General features: G+C 58.8%; 23 protein-coding genes. 17 read left to right on the forward strand and 6 right to left on the reverse strand.

From position 1 onward, the window contains the following. Positions 1–6 precede the first annotated feature (6 nt). A complete protein-coding gene (gene gpmM / locus ACB028_RS17620) occupies positions 7–1536 on the reverse strand; it encodes a 2,3-bisphosphoglycerate-independent phosphoglycerate mutase (RefSeq protein WP_342013763.1) in 1530 nt (509 codons plus the stop codon). A 245-nt stretch (positions 1537–1781) separates the two neighbouring features. Here gpmM and ACB028_RS17625 point away from each other — a divergent pair, with 245 nt between their 5' ends. Genes ACB028_RS17625 through gpsA form a run of 3 tightly spaced genes read left to right on the forward strand, consistent with a single transcriptional unit; the run spans position 1782 to position 3738 of the window. Beyond that, on the forward strand, positions 1782–2213 hold the full coding sequence (locus ACB028_RS17625; protein ID WP_042027311.1) for a rhodanese-like domain-containing protein: 432 nt from the start codon (positions 1782–1784) through the stop codon (positions 2211–2213). Between the two features lie 47 nt (positions 2214–2260). Further along, on the forward strand, positions 2261–2731 hold the full coding sequence (gene secB / locus ACB028_RS17630) for a protein-export chaperone SecB (protein ID WP_026457218.1): 471 nt from the start codon (positions 2261–2263) through the stop codon (positions 2729–2731). 2 nt (positions 2732–2733) lie between these two features. After that, complete coding sequence (gene gpsA / locus ACB028_RS17635; protein WP_201942489.1) at positions 2734–3738, forward strand: NAD(P)H-dependent glycerol-3-phosphate dehydrogenase; 1005 nt, start codon at positions 2734–2736, stop codon at positions 3736–3738. Between the two features lie 72 nt (positions 3739–3810). On the opposite strand, the gene nfuA is transcribed toward gpsA, so the two are convergent. Together nfuA and ACB028_RS17645 are read right to left on the reverse strand one after the other, a co-directional pair. Then, a complete protein-coding gene (gene nfuA, locus ACB028_RS17640) occupies positions 3811–4389 on the reverse strand; it encodes a Fe-S biogenesis protein NfuA (protein ID WP_026456827.1) in 579 nt (192 codons plus the stop codon). 80 nt (positions 4390–4469) lie between these two features. Then, positions 4470–5198 (reverse strand): ComF family protein, encoded by a 729-nt coding sequence (locus ACB028_RS17645; protein ID WP_371144852.1) that lies wholly within the window; start codon positions 5196–5198, stop codon positions 4470–4472. A 38-nt stretch (positions 5199–5236) separates the two neighbouring features. On the opposite strand from ACB028_RS17645, the gene bioH reads away from it, so the two are divergent. The 4 genes from bioH (at position 5237) to ACB028_RS17665 (ending at position 7440) form a co-directional block, all read left to right on the forward strand. Then, positions 5237–6001 (forward strand): pimeloyl-ACP methyl ester esterase BioH, encoded by a 765-nt coding sequence (bioH, locus tag ACB028_RS17650; protein WP_371144853.1) that lies wholly within the window; start codon positions 5237–5239, stop codon positions 5999–6001. Between the two features lie 71 nt (positions 6002–6072). After that, positions 6073–6306 (forward strand): flagellar hook protein FlgE, encoded by a 234-nt coding sequence (locus ACB028_RS17655; protein WP_042027316.1) that lies wholly within the window; start codon positions 6073–6075, stop codon positions 6304–6306. Between the two features lies 1 nt (position 6307). After that, the gene (locus tag ACB028_RS17660; RefSeq protein ID WP_216993450.1) at positions 6308–7078 is read left to right on the forward strand and encodes a putative metalloprotease CJM1_0395 family protein; all 771 of its coding nucleotides are present in this window, start codon (positions 6308–6310) and stop codon (positions 7076–7078) included. 83 nt (positions 7079–7161) lie between these two features. Next, positions 7162–7440 (forward strand): hypothetical protein, encoded by a 279-nt coding sequence (locus tag ACB028_RS17665; RefSeq protein WP_026456822.1) that lies wholly within the window; start codon positions 7162–7164, stop codon positions 7438–7440. A gap of 57 nt (positions 7441–7497) precedes the next feature. Here the strand turns inward: ACB028_RS17665 and ACB028_RS17670 are convergent, their stop codons facing one another. Both ACB028_RS17670 and greB read right to left on the reverse strand, forming a co-directional pair. Next, a complete protein-coding gene (locus ACB028_RS17670; protein WP_371144854.1) occupies positions 7498–9807 on the reverse strand; it encodes a Tex family protein in 2310 nt (769 codons plus the stop codon). 189 nt (positions 9808–9996) lie between these two features. Next, the gene (greB, locus tag ACB028_RS17675) at positions 9997–10470 is read right to left on the reverse strand and encodes a transcription elongation factor GreB (protein ID WP_042027321.1); all 474 of its coding nucleotides are present in this window, start codon (positions 10468–10470) and stop codon (positions 9997–9999) included. 227 nt (positions 10471–10697) lie between these two features. Between greB and ompR the strand changes: the two genes are divergently transcribed. Together ompR and envZ are read left to right on the forward strand one after the other, a co-directional pair. Further along, positions 10698–11420, forward strand: a complete 723-nt coding sequence (ompR, locus tag ACB028_RS17680; RefSeq protein WP_026458451.1) for a two-component system response regulator OmpR — start codon at positions 10698–10700, stop codon at positions 11418–11420. After that, positions 11417–12727, forward strand: coding sequence for a two-component system sensor histidine kinase EnvZ (gene envZ / locus ACB028_RS17685; RefSeq protein ID WP_371144855.1), 1311 nt, complete (start codon positions 11417–11419; stop codon positions 12725–12727). Before ompR ends, envZ begins: the two co-directional genes overlap by 4 nt. 36 nt (positions 12728–12763) lie before the next feature. Here envZ and ACB028_RS17690 read toward each other — a convergent pair whose 3' ends face one another. After that, positions 12764–13678, reverse strand: a complete 915-nt coding sequence (locus ACB028_RS17690) for a DMT family transporter (protein ID WP_042027323.1) — start codon at positions 13676–13678, stop codon at positions 12764–12766. Between the two features lie 356 nt (positions 13679–14034). On the opposite strand from ACB028_RS17690, the gene rpsJ reads away from it, so the two are divergent. The 8 genes from rpsJ to rpsC are packed head-to-tail and all read left to right on the forward strand — an operon-like array spanning position 14035 to position 18133. Then, positions 14035–14346: a 30S ribosomal protein S10 gene (gene rpsJ, locus ACB028_RS17695; RefSeq protein WP_005307944.1), complete on the forward strand. Its 312-nt coding sequence runs from the start codon at positions 14035–14037 to the stop codon at positions 14344–14346. A 22-nt stretch (positions 14347–14368) separates the two neighbouring features. Further along, complete coding sequence (gene rplC / locus ACB028_RS17700; protein WP_005307947.1) at positions 14369–15001, forward strand: 50S ribosomal protein L3; 633 nt, start codon at positions 14369–14371, stop codon at positions 14999–15001. A 17-nt stretch (positions 15002–15018) separates the two neighbouring features. Further along, positions 15019–15624 (forward strand): 50S ribosomal protein L4, encoded by a 606-nt coding sequence (gene rplD, locus ACB028_RS17705; RefSeq protein WP_005307949.1) that lies wholly within the window; start codon positions 15019–15021, stop codon positions 15622–15624. Further along, positions 15621–15923 carry a 50S ribosomal protein L23 gene (gene rplW, locus ACB028_RS17710; RefSeq protein ID WP_342011043.1) on the forward strand — a complete coding sequence of 101 codons (303 nt, stop codon included), beginning with the start codon at positions 15621–15623 and terminating at the stop codon, positions 15921–15923. The genes rplD and rplW overlap by 4 nt, the downstream gene beginning before the upstream one ends. Positions 15924–15938: 15 nt before the next feature. Then, a complete protein-coding gene (rplB, locus tag ACB028_RS17715) occupies positions 15939–16760 on the forward strand; it encodes a 50S ribosomal protein L2 (protein ID WP_026456043.1) in 822 nt (273 codons plus the stop codon). Positions 16761–16782: 22 nt separating this feature from the next. Beyond that, entirely contained in the window at positions 16783–17061 is a 279-nt protein-coding gene (rpsS, locus tag ACB028_RS17720; RefSeq protein WP_005307960.1) for a 30S ribosomal protein S19, read from the forward strand. Positions 17062–17071: 10 nt separating this feature from the next. Further along, positions 17072–17416 (forward strand): 50S ribosomal protein L22, encoded by a 345-nt coding sequence (rplV, locus tag ACB028_RS17725; RefSeq protein ID WP_005319741.1) that lies wholly within the window; start codon positions 17072–17074, stop codon positions 17414–17416. Between the two features lie 3 nt (positions 17417–17419). Further along, positions 17420–18133 carry a 30S ribosomal protein S3 gene (gene rpsC / locus ACB028_RS17730; protein WP_005331168.1) on the forward strand — a complete coding sequence of 238 codons (714 nt, stop codon included), beginning with the start codon at positions 17420–17422 and terminating at the stop codon, positions 18131–18133. Positions 18134–18135 lie beyond the last annotated feature (2 nt).

Genomic DNA, 18135 nt, shown 5'->3' on the forward strand with positions numbered 1-18135 from the left:
GAAGGATTATTTCAGAATCATCAGGGGCTTGCCAGTCATTTCCGGTGGCACCGGCAGACCCATCAGGGTCAGCATGGTGGGAGCCAGATCGGACAGTTTGCCACCTTCTACCACCTCGGCTTTGCGACCGAAGTAGATGAGCGGAACCGGCAGGTTGGTGTGGGCGGTGTGCGCCTGACCGGTCTCTTCGTCCATCATCTTCTCGGCGTTGCCGTGGTCGGCGGTGATCAGGCACTCGCCACCTACTTCGGCCAGCGCGTCGGTGACGCGACCGATGCAGTGGTCGACGGCTTCACACGCCTTGACGGCTGCATCGAACACGCCGGTGTGGCCGACCATGTCGCCGTTCGGGTAGTTGCAGATGATGACGTCGTACTTGCCGCTCTTGATGGCCGCAACCAGCTTGTCGGTCAGCTCGCCGGAGCTCATTTCCGGCTGAAGGTCGTAGGTCGCCACTTTCGGGCTCGCCACAATTTCGCGATCTTCACCGGTGAAGCAGGCCTCTTCGCCGCCGTTGAAGAAGAAGGTGACGTGAGCGTACTTCTCGGTTTCGGAGATGCGCAGCTGGGTTTTGCCCTGCTTGGCCAGCCACTCACCCAGGGTGTTGACCAGGGCGGTCGGCGGGTAGGCGCAGGCGGTTTTGATGTCGGCCGCGTACTCGGTCAGCATCACGAAGTTCAGCTTGGGTTCGGCGGCACGAGCGAAGCCGGTGAAGTCGGTATCAACGAAGGCGCGGGTGATTTCACGGGCGCGGTCGGCACGGAAGTTCATGAAGATCAGGGCATCGCCATCAACCATGGGTGCGGCTTCGCCGATGCGGGTCGCCTTGACGAACTCGTCGTTCTCGTCACGAGCATAGGCGGCAGCCAGGGCCTCGGTGGCGGAAGCAGCGGTAAACTCGCCCTTGCCCTGGGTCATCAGGTCATAGGCCTGCTGTACGCGATCCCAGCGGTTGTCCCGGTCCATGGCGTAGTAACGGCCGATCATGGAGGCGAAACGCCCCTTGCCCAGCTTGGCGAACAGGGCATCGAACAGCTCGATGGAGGACTGGGCGGAGCGCGGCGGCACGTCACGGCCATCCAGGAAGGCGTGGAAGTAGATCTTCTCGGCACCACGTTTGGCGGCCATCTCGATCATGCCCATGATGTGCTCTTCGTGGCTGTGTACGCCGCCCGGGGACATCAGACCCATGATGTGAACGGCCTTGCCATTGGACACGGCAGCGTCAACAGCCTTGGCCAGTTCGACGTTGTCGAAGAAAGGACCATCCTGGATGTCTTTGGAGATGCGGGTCAGCTCCTGATAGACGATGCGGCCGGCACCGATGTTGACGTGGCCGACTTCGGAGTTGCCCATCTGGCCATCCGGCAGGCCCACGTCCAGGCCGGAGCCAGAGATCAGGGTGCTGGTGTAGTCACGAGCCAGACGATCGAGATTGGGAGTCTTGGCGGCGGCGACGGCATTGTGCTCTTGCTTGGTGCTGTAGCCCCAACCGTCCATGATGACCAGAACCAAAGGTTTCTTAGCTGTTGACATAAGGCTATGTCCTCTCGGATTGGAAAAAATGCGGGAAATGAAACTAGCGTAATATTACTACATCTGCCGAAATAGTCACCTGATAGCCAAGGCTGCCTCCCATCGCCCAGTAGGGGGCTCTCCGCTCCTCCTGATCGAGCTAGCGCATGATGGGAGCCTGCTCGCGCTTTGCCGCCAAGATGGCTGATCTTAGCCACACCCCCATGTATACTCGGGCCCTTGTCTTGGTCCCTGGATAGTAGAAGATGCAAGAGTATTTGGATTTTGCGGCCCGCAACCCGCTGCTGACGGCAGCTTGGTTGGGCCTGGCGGGCACCCTGGTTTACACCACTGTGCGTGCCCGTTTGTCTCCGGTGAAAACCGTCAACAATCACACTGCCACCCTGCTGATCAACCGTGAGAATGCCACAGTGGTGGATATTCGCAGTCAGGAAGATTATGCCAAGGGTCATCTGGCTGGTGCCCAGCATCTGCCGCTCGCCCAGATCCAGAGCAATAACTTGGGGCCGGTTGAAAAGCATAAAGATGCCCCCATCATAGTGGTGTGCGAGTCGGGAATGACTGCGGGCGGCGCCGGCCGTCAGCTGAGCAAGGCTGGCTTCAAGCAGGTATATGTGCTCGGCGGTGGCATGGCCCAGTGGCGTGCAGAGAATCTGCCGGTCACCAAGAAACGCTGATGTAAGGGCCTGTGCCCACTTATCCATATAAAAAGGAATCAAACGAAATGGCTGACGAGATCAACAACCAGGAAGTACAACCGGAATTCCACATCCAGCGTGTTTACACCAAGGATGTCTCCTTCGAAGCGCCCAACACTCCGCACATCTTCCAGAAAGAGTGGCAGCCGGACGTCAAGCTGGACATGGATACCAAGACCAACATCCTGGCCGACAGCGTCTACGAAGTCGTACTGACCCTGACCGTCACCTGCAAGCTGGGTGAAGAGACTGCCTTCCTGTGCGAAGTGCAGCAGGCTGGCATCTTCACCATCGGCAACCTGCCTGAGCCGCAGCTGGCTCACTGCCTGGCTGCCTTCTGCCCGAACATCCTGTTCCCGTATGCTCGTGAAGCCGTGGCCAACATGGTGAGCAAGGGTTCCTTCCCGCAGCTGAACCTGGCACCGGTCAACTTCGATGCCCTGTTTGCCCAGCACATGGCGCAAGCTCAGGCCCAGCAGGCGACCGCGGAAGCCTGATAATGGCTGACCAGATCGCTATCTCGGTCTTGGGGGCGGGGTCTTACGGCTCCGCCCTTGCCATTTCTCTGGCGCGCAATGGCCATCCGACCCTGTTGTGGGGTCACGATCCCGCCCATGTCGCCGAGCTGGAACAAGATCGCTGCAACAAGGCTTTTCTGCCGGATGTCCCCTTTCCCGCCGATCTGCAGCTGACAGCCGATCTGCAACAGGCGGTGCAGGCCGCGCCCGTTTTGCTGCTGGTTGTGCCGAGCCATGTGTTTGGCCAGGTGCTGGCCCAGGTCAAACCTTTCCTGCGCCCTGACACCCGTATCGCCTGGGCCACCAAGGGTCTGGAGCCGGACAGCGGCCGTCTGTTGCAGGACGTGGCCCGCGAGGTGCTGGGTGATGCCATGCCGCTGGCGGTGATTTCCGGCCCCACTTTTGCCAAAGAGCTGGCCGCCGGTCTGCCGACCGCCATCTCGGTCGCTTCGACCCACGATGATTTTGCCGAGGATCTCTCCCAACTGCTCCATTGCGGCCGCTCGTTCCGGGTCTATACCAACCCGGACTTCGTCGGCCTGCAGCTGGGTGGGGCAGTGAAGAACGTCATCGCCATCGGGGCCGGTCTCTCCGACGGGCTGGGGTTTGGTGCCAATGCCAGAACCGCCCTCATCACCCGGGGCCTGGTGGAGATGCAGCGCCTGGGCGCCGCGCTTGGCGCCGATGGCAAGACCTTCATGGGGATGGCGGGGCTCGGGGATCTGGTGCTCACCTGTACCGACAACCAGTCGCGCAACCGCCGCTTCGGTCTGGCCCTCGGGGCGGGCAAGGATGTGGACACTGCCATGACCGAGATCGGTCAGGTGGTGGAGGGGTATCGCAATACCAAGGAGGTGCATCTGCTGGCGGCCCGCTGCGGCGTCGAGATGCCCATCTGCGAGCAGATCTTCAAGGTGCTCTACGAGGGGAAAAACCCGAAAGAGGCTGCTATCGCTCTCTTGTCACGAGACAAGAAGGACGAGTAATCTGCCGATTGCCCGATGCAAAAGGCCCCGCCAGTTGGCGGGGCCTTTTTTTGCCACTAAGGCAAGGCGTCATCAGTAGTAGGAGTGGTCGCCGCGCTGGTGCTCGGTGGCGTCTTTCACGCCCTTGAGCTCGCCCGGGAACTTCTCCAGCAGCTGCTTCTCGATCCCCTCTTTCAGGGTGTAATCGACCATGGAGCAACCATTGCAACCACCGCCAAACTGCAGGATGGCGTAACCATCTTCGGTCAGCTCGGTCAGGGTCACCTTACCGCCGTGACCGGCCAGCATGGGGTTCACCTCGGAGATGAGGGCGTACTCGATACGTTCGATCAGCGGGGCATCGTCGGCTACCTTGCGCATCTTGGCGTTGGGGGCCTTCAGGGTCAGCTGGGAACCCATCTGATCGGTGACGAAATCGATGGTGGCATCCACCAGGAAGGGGGCACTCAGGGGATCGACCATGCAGTCGAAACCGCTGAAGGGCAGGTGCTGATCTTCCGGATCGACTGCATCGGGCGGGCAATAGGAGACGCCACACTCGGCATTCTGGGTTCCCGGATTGACCACAAACACCCGGATATTGGTGCCGTCAGGCTGTTTTTCCAACAGTTTACGGAAATGTGCCTGGGCGGCGTCGGAAATGCTGATCATCACTATCCTCACAAACCTGAGTGTACGACTAGGGTATTCATGATAACGCGGTTATCCGGGCTTGGGTAGCATGCAGAGGGTTACTTGATGTGCTTGAGAGTACGGCATATTGCCCACACTTCAACCTTTGTGATGCCGCTCTCATGGAGCAGGCGGGTGAGCTGGCCCGCGGTGGCGCCTGTGGTCACTACATCATCAAGCAGGGCGACGTGACGATATTGATGGGAAGAGACTCTGAACGCGCCGCGCAGATTGCGCCGTCGCTGGCCGGCGGTGAGCCGGGTCTGCTGCGGGGTGGCCTTGATGCGCTGCAGCAACCGCTGGTCGAGCGGGATGCCGGTTATCTCGCCGAGTGCGCGACCAATCTCTTCCGCCTGGTTGAAGCCTCGCCACCAGTGACGCCACCAGTGCAGGGGCACTGGGATGATGGCTTCCGGCGGATCGCTTTGATCGAGATGGTCCGCCAACAGGCGAGCGAGCAAGGGTGCCAGCAAGGTCTGGCCTGCATATTTCAACCGGGGGATCAGCAGGGGGTAAGGCGTCAGGTAATCGCCAATAACCTGCAACCGCTCCCAGGGGGGAGGACGGCGCTGACAGCGGCCGCATACCCACAGGCTTTCTTTCATATATTCCTGCAAGGGCGCAGCACACAGGCGGCATCTTGGATGAGGCTGCCGCAGGGCCTCTCGGCACCAACTGCACAGCAAGGGCTCGGCATCACAGGACTGATGACAGAGCAGACAACTCCCTTGCCAGTCACTATGACTGCCGAGCAGCGGACTTGCTTTGACGAGCAGTCGCTTTAACATGCTGACCCCAGAGACATGAACAAGGATCTTGAGTCTAGATGAGCGTATCGGTAGAGCGGTTTGGTCATGGGCCCGATCTGGTGCTGTTGCACGGATGGGGGATGAACGGCGCCGTCTGGCATGGCATTGTCCCGCCATTGGCGGAAAATTACCGGGTACATCTGGTGGATCTGCCGGGGTTTGGCAACAGCCCGCTGGCCGATACGGTCGATTACAGCCTCTCCTGGCTAGCGGAGCAGGTTGCGGCCGTATTGCCGGAAAAATGCCATCTGCTCGGCTGGTCCCTCGGTGGTCTGGTCGCCAGCCAGATTGCCCTGAGCCATCCCGAGCGTGTCGCAAGCCTTATCACGGTAGCCAGTTCCCCCTGCTTTATGGCCCGCGACGAGTGGCCCGGGATTGCCCCCAAGGTGTTGACCGGCTTCAACCAGATGCTGGCAGGGGATTTTCGCCAGACCATAGAGCGCTTCCTCGCAATCCAGGCGATGGGCAGCGAACATGCCCGCGACGATATCCGTCAGCTGCGCCACTGGTTGGCTGAACGGCCGGCTCCGCAACTGGCCGCGCTGGAGGCCGGACTCGGTTTGCTGGCCGACATCGATCTGCGCGATGAGTTGGCGTCGCTTTCACTGCCCTGGCTGCGGGTCTATGGCCGACTGGATTCACTGGTGCCCAAGGCGGTCATTCCCCTACTGGACGAGCGTTACTCCGCCAGTCGCAGCGTGACCTTCAACAAGGCCTCGCATGCGCCTTTTATCTCCCATCCAACGGAGTTTGTTGAAGCCATCAGGCATTTTGTTGGCTAAAAAACAGCCTGAAAGCTTCATTAATCCTCCGAGGTGACGGATAATTAATCTGTTCCCAGAGGAGTTACATCATGCGTATTGAATCTGCCTTCAACAGCGGGGTGCAGGGGTTCCAGCGAGCTGAACAGATCGCCGATCGGGCGTCCAGCCAGATCGCCCGCCTCAATACCCCGAGTGGCGATCAGGTGCAAGTGACGGATGAGCTGGTCAACCTCAAGGTGGCGGAGATCCAGGCCGGTGCCTCCACCAAGGTGATGCAGACCGCCAGCGATATGATGGGCACCCTGATCGATATCCGGGTGTGATATGAACGTCAATGTCAGCCTGCCCACGCTGATCCCTACCCAGCTGCAACCTCAAGTGGAAGCGGCCAGGACGGATAATCGCCGGGCCGAGCTGATCCCGCAGACCCGCTCCGGACAGGCATCCAGCGCCGAAACCGAAGTCGGTTCCCAGAAAGAGAAATCGAAAGCCGGTCAGACGGCCAGCAGCACTTTGCCGGCCCAGAACAATCGTGAGTCAACTCAGCCCACGATTCCCCATGCCCTGGATCACCGTTTTGTCGAGGCGACTGGTGAAGATGGGCAGCGCAAGCAACAGGATCCCAAGCAGCAGGAACAGCAACAACGGCAGGAGCAACAGGTCAAGGAGCTGAGTGACCGAGATCAGGAGGTGCGTACCCATGAGCAGGCGCACCAGTCTGTCGGTGGCGCTTATGCCGGTGCGCCTACCTACCAATTTTCGTTGGGGCCGGATGGCAAGCGTTATGCCACTGGCGGTGAAGTGTCTATCGATACTGGCGAGGTGGCGGGAGATCCCGAAGCCACCATTGCCAAGATGCAACAGGTCCGTGCTGCGGCCCTTGCTCCTGCCGAGCCCTCTGCCCAGGACTTGAGCGTAGCCCGCAGTGCTGCCTCAACAGAGGCCAAGGCCCGCAAGGCACTGATGGCCGAGCATGATCCCGCGACCACGGGCGTGCTGAGTACTTACATGGATCGACGCAACCAGGTGATAGCCGGCCGCTACCAGCAAGCGGTCAGTCCGGCGGCTGGCCACTCCCTTAATCTCCAGGTCTGAATTCCCTGCGCGATACTTTTCTTTGTTCCCCGGTTTTGCAACTAATCTGAAGGTCAGGCCCATCCTATCTAGCAGGAGCTGTCATGCACTTTGATGAAGTCAAACCGGAAGATTTCGCCACTTTCTCCCGCGTTCCTCCGCCACACCTCCAGATGGAACAGTTTTTGATGCAGCTGGGTGGTGGTGGGACCGAGGGGACCCACTTCAAGAAGAAGGTAATGCTGGCGGCGGGCTGGAACCATACCGGCGTGGTCTCCTATGGCAAGTATCCACAGGAGGCCTGCAAGGCATTCAATCGACTGCGGGAAGTGCTGGCCCAGCACCAGGATCCCGAGAGCATCCTGAACACCTTGAGCCAGTAAGCTCGCGCCTGATGCAAAAAGCCCCTCGCGGGGCTTTTTGCATTTTCTGGCTGCGCTTTATTTCTTGGCCTTGGAGAGGGCTGCAGCAAAGGCGTTGCCCATGGCGCCGCCCATAGGGGCATTTTGACGCGATTCGTGTCTGAGCTTGGCATTGCCTCCATGGGAGTGATGCGGCTGTGCCGGTTTGCGCGCCGGCTGGCCGGCCTTTTCATCCAGACGCATGGTCAGGCTGATCCGTTTGCGCGGCACATCCACCTCCAGCACCTTGACCCGCACTATGGCGCCTGCTTTGACCACCTCGCGGGGATCCTTGACGAAGCGATCGGTCAGGGAGGAGATGTGCACCAGGCCATCTTGATGGACGCCGATATCGACGAAGGCGCCGAAGTTGGTGACGTTGGTGACGACCCCTTCCAGTATCATTTCGGGCATCAGATCGCTTAACTTCTCCACACCCTCCTTGAAGGTGGCCGTCTTGAACTCGGGGCGGGGGTCGCGACCCGGTTTATCTAGCTCGCCGATGATGTCGGTCACGGTAGGCACGCCAAACTGCTCGTCGGTGTAGTCGGCGGGCTTCAGGGTGCGCAGCAGGCTGCTGTTGCCGAGCAAGCTATCCACCGTCTGTTCCAGTTTGGCGAGGATCCGCTCCACCACGGGGTAGGATTCCGGGTGCACGGCAGAGCCATCCAGCGGGTTGCTGCCGCCACGAATGCGAAGGAAGCCGGCACACTGTTCGAAGGCCTTGGGCCCGAGCCTGCTCACTTTCAGCAACTGTTGACGGTTCTGGAAGGCGCCATGTTCATCGCGATAGGCGACGATGTTCTGGGCCAGGGTCTGGGAGAGGCCGGACACCCGGTTGAGCAGGGCGACCGAGGCGGTGTTCACATCCACTCCCACCGCGTTCACGCAGTCCTCGACCACGGCATCCAGTCGGCGGGCCAGCTGGCTCTGGCCGACATCGTGCTGGTACTGACCGACACCGATGCTCTTGGGATCGATCTTGACCAGCTCGGCCAGCGGGTCTTGCAGGCGGCGGGCGATGGAGACGGCGCCACGCAGGGAGACATCGAGATCCGGAAACTCCAGGGAGGCGAGCTCGGAGGCGGAGTAAACCGAGGCCCCGGCTTCGCTCACTACAATCTTCTGGGCCTTGGCGGCGGGGTAGCGTTCGAACAGGTCGCTCACCAGGCGGTCGGTCTCCCGCGAGGCGGTGCCGTTACCGATGCTGATAAGCTCGACCTTGTGCTTCTGGCACAGTTCGCTCAGGGTCTTGAGGCTCTGATCCACCTGGCATTTCGGTTCGAACGGATAGATGGTCGCGGTATCGACCAGCTTGCCGGTGGCATCGACTACGGCCACCTTGACCCCGGTGCGGATGCCGGGATCCAGCCCCATGGTGCAACGCATGCCGGCCGGGGCCGCCATCAGCAGATCCTTGAGGTTCATGGCGAACACCTTGATCGCCTCCTCTTCCGCCGACTCACGGATACGACCGATGAGCTCGGTCTCCATCTGCAGTGAGAGCTTGATCTTCCAGGTCCAGCTCACTACCCCCTGCAGCCACTTGTCGGCGGGGCGGTTTTGCAGATTGAGCTTGAGATGGTGGGCGATGATCCCCTCGCAGGGGCTGGCGCTCTCGTCCTCGCCTGTGACCAGCGCCAGGTTGAGCACACCCTCGTTGCGACCGCGCAACATGGCCAGCACCCGATGGGAGGGGGCCTTGTGCAGCGGCTCGTCGTGCTCGAAGTAGTCCTTGAACTTGGCCCCCTCCTGCTCCTTGCCGGCCACCACGCGGGCGCGCAGGGTGGCGTTCTGCCACAGGTAGTCACGCAGCTTTTCCAGCAGGTCAGCCTGTTCGGCGAAGCGCTCCATCAGGATGTAACGGGCACCGTCGAGGGCACTCTTGTTATCGGTGATGCCCTGCTCGGTATTGAGGAAGGCGGTGGCCTCCTGCTCCGGATCCCGCATCGGGTCGTCCAGCAGCAGATTCGCCAGCGGTTCCAGCCCGGCCTCGATGGCCATCTGTCCCTTGGTGCGGCGCTTGGGTTTGTAGGGCAGGTAGAGGTCTTCCAGCCGGGTCTTGCTGTCGGCTTCGTTCAGCTCACGGGCCAGCTCGGGGGTGAGCTTGCCCTGCTCCTCAATGGAACGCAGGATCACCTGGCGGCGGTCTGCCAACTCGCGCAGGTAGCCGAGACGGCTCTCCAGGGTGCGAAGCTGGCTGTCGTCCAGGCCGCCGGTGACCTCTTTGCGGTAACGGGCGATAAAGGGAACGGTGGCACCTTCATCCAGCAGACGAATGGCGGCTTCGATTTGTTGCGGGCGAGCGTTCAACTCGCCGGCGATCTGTCTCTCAATGCTTTGCGTCATGGTATCTGTTGAGCGCCTCTGTTGATCGATTCGCGCCATCCGGCGCCGAGTGTGAGCACTATATGGGGTCGCGCGGGTGGATGCCACCCTATCGCACCGGGGGCAAGCCGCTTCGAGCCGATTGGGGGGGCGTCATCGGCTGGGGGAGGGGAAACAAGGTTGGGGGGAAGTGGCTCCTTCCCCTGCATGCTACTTGGTGTAACTGATCTCGTTGACATACCAGCAGGCATCACCGACCGGCGTGCGTACTATGGCCTCGTCGCCGACCTCTTTCTTGAGCAGGGCGCGGGCCATGGGGGAGTCGATGGAGATGTAATCCTTGCGACCGAAGATTTCGTCATAGCCGACGATGCGAAAGCGCTTGATCTCGCCCTCTTCACTCTCCACCTCCACCCAGGCGCCGAAGAAGACCTTGCCCTCCTGGGCCGGGGAATAGTCGACGATCCCCAGCTCCTCCAGACATTTACGCAGATAGCGCACCCGCCTGTCGATCTCTCGCAACCGCTTCTTGTTGTACTGGTAGTCGGCATTTTCGCTGCGATCCCCCAGGCTGGCCGCCCAAGCGACCTTCCTGGTGACCTCGGGGCGCTCCTGACGCCACAGGAAATCGAGTTCTTCCTTCAGCTTGTTATAACCTTCGCGGGTGATCAGCTTTGTCTTCATGGTGATCCGTGATCTGGTCAAATGGAGGAGGTCGAGTCTAACTGCACGGGAATATTAGCTTTTGTCATCCTGCTGTCGAGGGAAATCGTGGTCCGTAGCCAGGGGGCTGAGTCTACTTTGTCTTGGTGGGGAAGTGGGATCCAGGTAATAACCGGTAACACATTTATGCTTTTCTCCCGTACTGACGGCCCCTAGTATTGAGGCAGATGATATTGAGAGGCAAAGCGATGAGTCAGCAGCAATACAAGATCCTGGTCGTGGACGACGATTTGAAACTACGCTCCCTGCTTGAGCGCTACCTGACCGAACAGGGGTTCGTGGTGCGCGGTGTGGCCAATGGTGAGCAGGCCGATCGTCTGCTGACGCGCGAAAATTTCAGCCTGATGGTGCTCGATCTGATGCTGCCTGGCGAAGACGGCCTCTCCATCTGCCGTCGTCTGCGCGAGGGGGGCAACCAGATCCCTGTGCTGATGCTGACCGCCAAGGGAGATGAAGTAGATCGCATCGTCGGGCTCGAGATGGGGGCCGACGACTATCTGCCCAAGCCGTTCAATCCGCGCGAGTTGCTGGCCCGGATCCGCGCCGTGCTGCGTCGCCACACCATCGAGTTGCCGGGGGCGCCTTCTACCGCCGAAAAAGTGGTCAGCTTTGGTGGTTACCAGCTCAATCTGGCGACCCGGGAACTGAGTCGTGATGGCGAGCCCATGGCCCTGACCAGCGGAGAGTTTGCGGTGCTCAAGGTGCTGGTCAGCCACCCTCGCGAGCCGCTCTCCCGCGACAAGTTGATGAATCTGGCCAGGGGGCGCGAATACACGGCGACCGAGCGCAGCATAGACGTGCAGGTATCCCGCTTGCGCCGCATGCTGGAGCAGGATCCGGCCCAGCCCCGCTATCTGCAGACTGTCTGGGGATTGGGCTACGTCTTCGTCCCGGACGGTGAACGCACATGAAAAAAGCGGGTAGCATGTTCTCCCGCATGCTCTGGTTTCTGGCCGCCGTGCTGGTGGTCTATCAGATCGTTTCTTATGCCACTTTCTACAATTATCTGCTGGCGCCGACCGTCAAGCAGATCAGCCATCTGCTGGCCAACCAGGTCAAACTGATTTTTCCGGTCGAGAGCAACCAGCTGGAGTTGAGCGACGATGCCGAGGCGCTGGTCTATGTGGCGACCGGCAGCGACATCTACACCCAGAGCGAGGCGGAACAACATGGGCTTAAGGAGTCCAAGCCCTATCGTTATCTGGCAGAGAACATCAGCAAGGAGCTGGGTGGCCCGACCAAGGTACGGGTCGAGATCCAGGATCACTACATCATCTGGATCCAGCCACCTCAGGCCAGCAAAATCTGGGTGCGTATCCCCCTGACCGAGATCGAGGATGATGACATAGAGCCGCTGATCCTCTACATGAGCGTCTTGCTGGTGATCACCCTGTTTGCCGCATGGCGTTTCGCTCGCCAGCTGGTGCGGCCGCTGGAAGACCTGGAAGCCGGGGCCGTCTCGGTGGCGAGGGGCAACTTTCCCGATGCGCTCGGGGAGCAGGGATCGCGGGAGGTGCGTCGGCTGACCCGCACCTTCAACCACATGTCCAGCTCCATCAAGGGATTGATCGAGGAGCGCAACCTGATGATGGCCGGTGTCTCCCACGATCTACGCACGCCGCTGACCCGCATTCGGCTGGCGACCGAGATGATGTCGTCCGGGGATGAGTACCTCAAGGAGAGCATCAACGCCGATATCGACGAATCCAACGCTATCATCGATCAGTTCATCGACTATATCCGTCCGGACGAGGTGAAAAATCTGGATCCTGTCGACCTGACCCAGCTGGTGCACGATGCCTTGCTGATGCATGCCGAGCAGGGGCTGGAGGTCGAGCTGGCCCTGCCGGAAGAGGCGGTCAGGGTGGCGTGTAATCCGGTCAGCATGCGCCGGGTGCTGAGTAACCTGTCGGGTAACTCATTGCGCTATGGCGCAACCCGGCTGCTTGGCGAGTTGAAGGATGATGGCCACTGGGTGCGCTTGCGCCTCTCTGATGATGGGCCCGGGATCCCGGAGCAGGACCACTTTCGAGTGCTCAAGCCATTTACTCAGGGCAATTTGGCGCGCACCACAGGGGGGAGCGGCCTTGGGCTCGCCATCGTCGCCCGGATCGTGGCCCAGCATCACGGTACCATCCGGCTGGGGCGCTCGGAGTGGGGAGGGCTGCAGGTGGAGATCCGCTTGCCGAAGCATCAGCCGCAGGAGTGGATGGATTGAAAGAGGGGCGTATCGAGTGATTCGCCCCTTGCATTATCAGGCCTGGGGTTCGCTCGCCTTGCGATAGCGCTTGCCGTATTTCAGCTGCTGGATCAGCAAGGCGGCCACGATCAGCGCCAGCCCGATAGGGGTTGCAGGGTGGATGGTCTCGCCGATCAGCAGGTTGAGCAGCACCAGGGAGGCAAAGGGTGAAATGAAGATGAGGTTGCTGATGGGGGCCGTGTTGGTGGCATGGCGCAGCGCCATCAACCAGAGCACAAAGCCGAACCCCATCTCGAACAGGCCCACATAGATGGCGCCTGCCCATCCCTGCCAGGCGGTCATGGCGAAATCGGAGAGCAGCCAGGTCGCCACGACAATGAACGGCAGGCTGATGATGAAACCGAGCAGCAGGCTGACGACGGGATCCCCCTGATTGCGGGTATTGAGGATCCAGTAGCTGGCCCAGATGAGGGTGGACACCAGTGCCAGTGTCACCCCGAGCGGGCTGTCAAACTGCAGGGAGAAGACATCCCCCTTGGTGGCGATCACCAGGGCGCCGAAGTAGCCGAGCACGATGGCGACGCCATCGCGGCGGCGCAGCTTCTGGCCGAGGAAGGGGACGGCCAGCAGACTGAGCGTAATGGCCCAGGTGTAGTTGAGAGTCTGTGCCTGCTGGGCCGGCAACAGGTCGTACGCTTTGAATAGCAGCAGGTAATAGAGGAAAGGATTCAGCACTCCAAGCGTGAGATAGTAGAGGGGGCGAGCTTTGATGTAATCTCGCAACAGCGCCAACTTGCCCTGCTTGGCAACGATGGCGGTCAGCGTCAGCGTCGAGGTGAAGGCGGCAACCAGCAGCAACTGAACCGGCTCAAAATAGGTGAGAGAGATCTTGAAGGCACTGGCGACCGTCGACCAGAGGGCCACGGCGCAGAGTCCGTACTGATAGGCTTTCTTTTGATCTTTAAGCATTGAAAGTCGTTCCGTTGACGAAGGCGGGGGCCAGTGTATCAGCCAGTTTGCGAGGTTGTCGTGGCTCCCGTTCGTGCGCCAAATGAGCAGGTTAGTGCGAGATCCATCTGTCACATAAAATTGCGCACAATCTGTTCGCTTTCCCTTGCGCAAATTTGAAAAATCCGTATAATCCCCTCCGCTTACCCATGAGGTAAGCCAGACGATATGTCTGCTTGCTGAGTTTCCCCGGTTACGGGCATCAGCCATACAGTCCTCCCGATATGGGAGGAAACGTGAAAAATCACACCTCTGGCGGGAGCAATCTCGGTCGGGCGGTGTTGGTTTATGTTCTTTTATCTATTGGAGCTCTGTCAATGCAGAACCAAAGAATCCGTATCCGCCTGAAGGCTTTTGATCATCGTCTGATTGATCAATCCACTGCGGAAATCGTTGAAACTGCTAAGCGCACTGGCGCGCAGGTTCGCGGTCCTATCCCGCTGCCGACTCGCAAAGAGCGTTTCACCGTTCTGATCTCCCCGCACGTCAACAAAGACGCGCGTGATCAGTACGAGATCCGCACTCACAAGCGTCTGGTAGACATCGTTGAGCCGACTGACAAGACCGTAGACGCTCTGATGCGTCTGGATCTGGCAGCTGGTGTAGACGTCCAGATCAGCCTGGGTTAATTACGGAAAGAGGTTGATAACAATGACAATCGGTCTTGTAGGTCGCAAAGTGGGTATGACTCGCATCTTCACTGAAGATGGCGTTTCTATCCCGGTGACTGTTATCGAAGTTGAAGCTAACCGTGTAACTCAGGTCAAATCTGTAGAAACCGACGGCTACAACGCTATTCAGGTTACCACTGGCTCCAAGAAAGCTAGCCGCGTAACCAAGCCGGAAGCTGGCCACTTCGCCAAAGCTGGTGTAGAAGCCGGTCGCGGTCTGTGGGAATTCCGCCTGAACAACGGTGAAACTTTCACTGTTGGTAGCGAGCTGAAAGTAGATCTTCTCGCTGACGTTAAGCTGGTAGACGTTACCGGCACATCCAAGGGTAAAGGTTTTGCCGGTACTGTTAAGCGCTGGAACTTCCGCACCCAGGATATGACCCACGGTAACTCTCTGTCCCACCGTGTACCTGGCTCCATCGGTCAAAACCAGACCCCGGGCCGTGTATTCAAGGGCAAAAAGATGGCTGGTCACATGGGTGCTGAGCGTGTAACGACTCAGAACCTGGAACTGGTTCGTGTTGACGCTGAACGCAACCTGCTGCTCATCAAAGGTGCAGTACCGGGTGCAACCAACGGCAACGTGATCGTTAAACCTGCCGTCAAAGCGTAACGTCTGAGGAGATAGTAATGGAATTGGTAATGAAAGACGCCAAGAGCGCTCTTGAAGTTTCCGAGACTACCTTCGGGCGCGAATTCAACGAAGCTCTGGTTCACCAGGTTGTCGTTGCTTATGCCGCTGGTGCCCGTCAGGGTACTCGTGCGCAGCTGACTCGCTCTGAAGTGTCTGGTGGCGGCAAAAAGCCGTGGCGTCAGAAGGGTACTGGTCGTGCCCGTGCTGGCTCCATCCGTTCGCCCATTTGGCGTTCCGGTGGTGTGACTTTTGCTGCTAAGCCGCAAGATCACAGCCAGAAAGTAAACAAGAAGATGTACCGCGGCGCTATCCGTAGCATCCTGTCCGAGCTGGTACGTCAAGAGCGCCTGATCGTTGTTGAGAAGTTCGGCATCGAAGCTCCGAAAACCAAAGAACTGATCGCCAAGCTGAAAGAAATGGAACTGTCTGACGTTCTGATCGTGACTGCTGAAGTCGATGAGAACCTGTTCCTGGCTGCTCGTAACCTGTACAAAGTTGACGTGCGTGACGTTGCCGGTATCGACCCGGTCAGCCTGATCGCTTTCGACAAGGTTCTGATGACTGCTGACGCAGTTAAGCAAATCGAGGAGATGCTGGCATGATCCGTGAAGAGCGTCTGCTGAAAGTTCTGAAGGCTCCGCACATCTCTGAAAAGAGCACCATGGTTGCAGAAAAGCAGAACACTATCGTGTTCAAAGTTGCTATTGATGCCACCAAGGCGGAAGTCAAAGCTGCAGTTGCGAAACTGTTCGAGGTCGAAGTTGAGACCGTCCGTACCCTGAACATGAAGGGTAAGACCAAGCGCGCAGGTGCACGCGTAGGCCGTCGTTCCGATTGGAAAAAGGCTTATGTGACCCTGAAAGCTGGTCAGGACATCGACTTCATGGGCGCAGCCGAGTAAGAGGAGTTCTGAAAAATGGCAATCGTTAAGTGCAAGCCTACTTCTCCGGGCCGCCGCCACGTCGTCAAGATCGTCAACCAAGACCTGTACAAGGGCAAGCCCTTTGCAGCTCTGCTGGACAAGAAAGACAAGTCCGGTGGTCGTAACAACAACGGCCGCATCACCACCCGTCACATCGGCGGTGGTCACAAGCAACACTACCGTATCGTCGACTTCAAGCGCGACAAAGACGGTATCCCGGCCAAAGTAGAACGCCTGGAATACGATCCGAACCGTACCGCGAACATCGCTCTGGTGTTGTACGCAGACGGTGAGCGTCGTTACATCCTGGCTCCGAAAGGCCTGAAAGCTGGTGACGCTATCGCTTCTGGTGCTGATGCAGCCATCAAGGTAGGTAACGCCCTGCCGATGCGCAACATCCCGGTTGGTTCTACCGTTCACGCTGTTGAGATGAAGCCTGGTAAAGGTGCCCAGCTGGCTCGTTCCGCTGGTACTTTCATCCAGATCCTGGCTCGTGAAGGTAACTATGTAACTCTGCGTCTGCGTTCCGGCGAAGTACGTAAAGTTCTGGCCGAGTGCCGCGCCACCATCGGTGAAGTTGGTAACTCCGAGCACATGTTGCGTCAACTGGGTAAAGCCGGTGCAAACCGCTGGCGTGGTATTCGTCCGACCGTTCGCGGTATGGCGATGAACCCGGTAGACCACCCGCACGGTGGTGGTGAGGGTCGTAACAAGGGCATGCAGCCTGTGTCCCCATGGGGCCAGAAGGCTAAAGGCTTCAAGACCCGTAAGAACAAGCGTACCGACAAGTACATCGTACGTCGTCGTAACAAGTAATTGTTAACATAGAGGAATCACCATGCCACGTTCTCTCAAGAAGGGTCCATTTATCGACCTGCACTTGCTGAAGAAGGTAGAGAAAGCGGTGGAAAGCGGGGATAAAAAGCCGGTTAAAACCTGGTCCCGTCGTTCAATGATCATCCCGAACATGATCGGTTTGACCATCGCTGTCCATAATGGTCGTCAGCACGTTCCGGTTTTCGTTACCGAAGAAATGATCGGTCACAAACTGGGTGAATTCGCACCTACTCGTACTTATCGCGGCCATGCTGCTGATAAGAAGGCTAAGAAGCGCTAAGGGATAAATGATGGAAGCTATCGCTAAACACCGTTATGCCCGTACTTCTGCCCAGAAAGCTCGTCTGGTAGCCGATCAAGTACGTGGTCTGTCCGTAGACAAGGCTCTGAACATCCTGACCTTCAGCCCGAAAAAGGCTGCTGTTCTGGTGAAGAAAGTGCTGGAATCTGCCATTGCCAACGCTGAGCACAACGAAGGCGCCGACATCGACGCACTGCGTGTTGCCACTATCATGGTTGACGAAGGTCCCTCCATGAAGCGTATCCGTCCTCGTGCCAAAGGTCGCGCGGATCGTATCCTCAAGCGTACCGCTCACATCACTGTAGTGGTATCCGACGCTAAGGCTGGGAGATAAGCAATGGGTCAGAAAGTACATCCTAATGGCATTCGCCTGGGTATTACCAAGCCTTGGAATTCTACCTGGTTCGCGAACACCAAAGACTTCGCTGACAACCTGTACAGCGATTTTCAAGTACGCCAGTTCCTGACCAAGGAACTGAAAAACGCGTCCTTGTCCAAGATCACCATCGAGCGTCCGGCCAAGAGCATCCGTGTGACCATTCACACCGCTCGTCCGGGTGTTGTGATCGGTAAGAAAGGCGAAGACGTTGAGAAACTGCGCAAAGCTGTAGCCGCAATTGCTGGCGTGCCTGCTCAGATCAACATTTCCGAAGTCCGCAAGCCGGAGCTGGATGGCAAACTGGTTGCCGACAGCATCACTTCCCAGCTGGAGCGTCGTGTAATGTTCCGTCGTGCTATGAAGCGCGCCGTACAGAACGCCATGCGCCTGGGTGCCAAGGGCATCAAAGTGGAAGTTTCCGGTCGTCTGGGCGGCGCTGAAATCGCGCGTACCGAATGGTACCGTGAAGGTCGTGTGCCTTTGCACACCCTGCGTGCCGACATTGACTACGCAACTTCTGAAGCCCACACCACTTACGGTGTGATCGGCGTTAAAGTTTGGATCTTCAAGGGCGAAGTTCTGGGTGGTCTGGCTGCTGTCAACGCTGCCGCTGCTCAAGAGCAAGCTCCTGCGAAGCCCAAGCGTGACAACAAGCGCCGCGCTGCCAAGTAAGG

It is taken from the genome of Aeromonas sp. S9(2024) (assembly GCF_041403185.1).
GTDB lineage: Bacteria > Pseudomonadota > Gammaproteobacteria > Enterobacterales > Aeromonadaceae > Aeromonas > Aeromonas enteropelogenes.